Here is a 2,062-nt window from a genome sequence, read left to right as displayed (position 1 = left end):
GGCGGCGCGGCCCGTCGCGGACGTCGAACGGTTGTGGATCGTGGACGGCACGCTGATCCCGGTCCGTGACCGCAGCGTCGCGGAGAAATCGAATATTCTGCACTCTGGGTGCACCTGAGTTGATCGGGCTCTCAGCGGTCCTACTGTCGGGCGAAGGGCCCGTTCAGGGCGGCCCACTGCAGGAGCAGGATGGTCTTGCCGTCGGTGATGCGTCCGTCGCGGGTCATGGCAAAGGCCTCGGTGAAGGGAAGTTCGAGGACCTCGATGTCCTCTCCGTCCGCCTCGAGCCCGCCTCCCGTTCCGGTCCGGTCGGCCGCCGTATAGGGCGCGGCGAAGAAATGGAGGCACTCGGTGACGGAGCCCGGGCTCATGTAGGCGTCGACGACGTGGGTGAGGGGGCCGAGGGTGACGCCGAGTTCCTCGGCGCTCTCCCGGCGGATCGCAGTGTGCGGGTCGTCCGCGTCGAGCAGCCCTGCCGCACATTCGATGAGCATGCCGTCCCGGTGGTCGTTCACGTAGGCCGGGTAGCGGAACTGGCGGGTCAGCAGGACGAGGCCGTGTCGGGTGTCGTAGGGCAGGACGACGGCGCCGTTGCCGCGGTCATAGGTCTCGCGCGCCTGTGTCTCCCACCGTCCGTCGCGGCGGCGGTAGTCGAAGGTGGTGCGGCGCAGAACATGCCAGCCCTGCGAGGTGAGTTCGACGTCGCGTATCACGATGTCGGGGTTGCGGTCCAGATCGCGCCCGGCCCGGTCGAGGTCGATACGGTCACGATGGTCCGGGACGTCAATGCCGGGGCGGGGCGTAACCGTCACCGTGTCTCCTGAGCGACTCGGCGCGGGATCTCCGCTACATCGTGGTAGACGGGCAGACCCCGACGGCGGGCGGTGGCGACGTCCCCATCGGCCCCGGCGGACTCGCCGGGCAGACGCAGCACCGCATCGCACCGCGCGAGTAGGCGCTCGGCCGTCGGGTAGAGCACCTCGTCAGCGAGCGGATCCGTGGGCCCGGCGCCGACAGAGCTCAACACGGGTAGGGCTATCCACTCTCCGATCACGGGAAGGTGGCCGGCGGCGAAGACCGGCCAGGCTGCGGCTTCAAGGCGGACAAGGTTAGCGGCCAGGGCCTGCGGGTCACCGTTCGTTCCGGAGCGGTAGGGGCCAGCGATCAGAATGAGCATGGGTTTGTCGTTCATGGGCGCTAGGATACACGCAGAAACGTGCAAGAACAGGAGAGAACGTACATGCTGCCTGCTGAACGACGTGACTATCTGCTCGGTCTGCTCGCCCGAGATGGAAAGATCACCGCCAAGGACGTCGCCGCCGAGGTGGGCATTTCCGAGGACAGCGTGCGGCGCGATCTGCGTGACCTCGCAGCCGAAGGGTTGTGTCAGCGGGTCTACGGAGGGGCGCTGCCTGTGTCACCGGCGGTGGTCGATTACGTCACACGGCAGAGCGTGGCCCCGGACGGCAAGCAGCGGGTTGCCGCGACGGCTGCAAAGCTGGTCCGGCCGGGCGGCGTAATGATCCTTGATGGGGGAACCACCGCCCTCGCTGTGGTCCGCGCGCTCCCGCGCGACCTCGCCTGCACGGTGATTACCCACAGCCCGACGGTCGCCGCAGCCTTGCTCGACCATCCCCACGCGGAGCTCTTCCTGCTCGGCGGGCGCGTTTTCAAGCATTCGGCGGTTGCCTGCGGTGCCGCCGCGGTCGAGGCGGCGCAGAACGTCTCCGCCGACCTCTGCCTGCTCGGCGTCACCGGCGTACATCCCGAAGCGGGACTGACCACCGGGGACGTCGAGGAGGCGGCGATGAAGCGTGCCTTGTCCGCGCGGGCGGCGGACACCTACATCCTCGCCTCTTCCGAGAAGATCGGTACGGCATCGCAGTTCCGTGTCCTGCCCTGGGAGAAAATCAGCGGACTGATCACTGATGCCGCTCCCCAAGACACGGTCATCGGGCAGCTCAAGGCAATCGGCGTGGTGGTGCTCGAAGCCAGCTGACGGACACACGGGTCTGTCAAACGAGCGGTGTATCTCGGGTTGTTGAGGGCTACTGACGAGCTA

The 2,062-nt window shown here is 67.6% G+C and carries 3 protein-coding genes and 1 pseudogene; 2 read left to right on the top strand and 2 right to left on the bottom strand.

Annotation, left to right across the window (positions count from 1 at the left end; translation table 11 throughout):
• Nucleotides 1-91, top strand: a pseudogene (locus tag ACFWW8_RS38510) (IS5/IS1182 family transposase); the annotation flags it as partial.
• 49 nt (nt 92-140) lie between these two features.
• Here ACFWW8_RS38510 and ACFWW8_RS38505 read toward each other — a convergent pair.
• Both ACFWW8_RS38505 and ACFWW8_RS38500 read right to left on the bottom strand, forming a co-directional pair.
• Nucleotides 141-812 (bottom strand): NUDIX domain-containing protein, encoded by a 672-nt coding sequence (locus tag ACFWW8_RS38505; RefSeq protein ID WP_386537586.1) that lies wholly within the window; start codon nt 810-812, stop codon nt 141-143.
• The gene (locus tag ACFWW8_RS38500; protein WP_386537583.1) at nt 809-1,192 is read right to left on the bottom strand and encodes a DUF4406 domain-containing protein; all 384 of its coding nucleotides are present in this window, start codon (nt 1,190-1,192) and stop codon (nt 809-811) included. Before ACFWW8_RS38500 ends, ACFWW8_RS38505 begins: the two co-directional genes overlap by 4 nt.
• 48 nt (nt 1,193-1,240) lie before the next feature.
• On the opposite strand from ACFWW8_RS38500, the gene ACFWW8_RS38495 reads away from it, so the two are divergent.
• Entirely contained in the window at nt 1,241-1,999 is a 759-nt protein-coding gene (locus ACFWW8_RS38495; RefSeq protein ID WP_386537581.1) for a DeoR/GlpR family DNA-binding transcription regulator, read from the top strand.
• Nucleotides 2,000-2,062: the final 63 nt, after the last annotated feature.

This window comes from Streptomyces sp. NPDC058701, from assembly GCF_042715295.1.
GTDB lineage: Bacteria > Actinomycetota > Actinomycetes > Streptomycetales > Streptomycetaceae > Streptomyces.
Note: the sequence above shows the minus strand (reverse complement) of the source record. Positions and strands in the feature narration are given on the sequence as shown.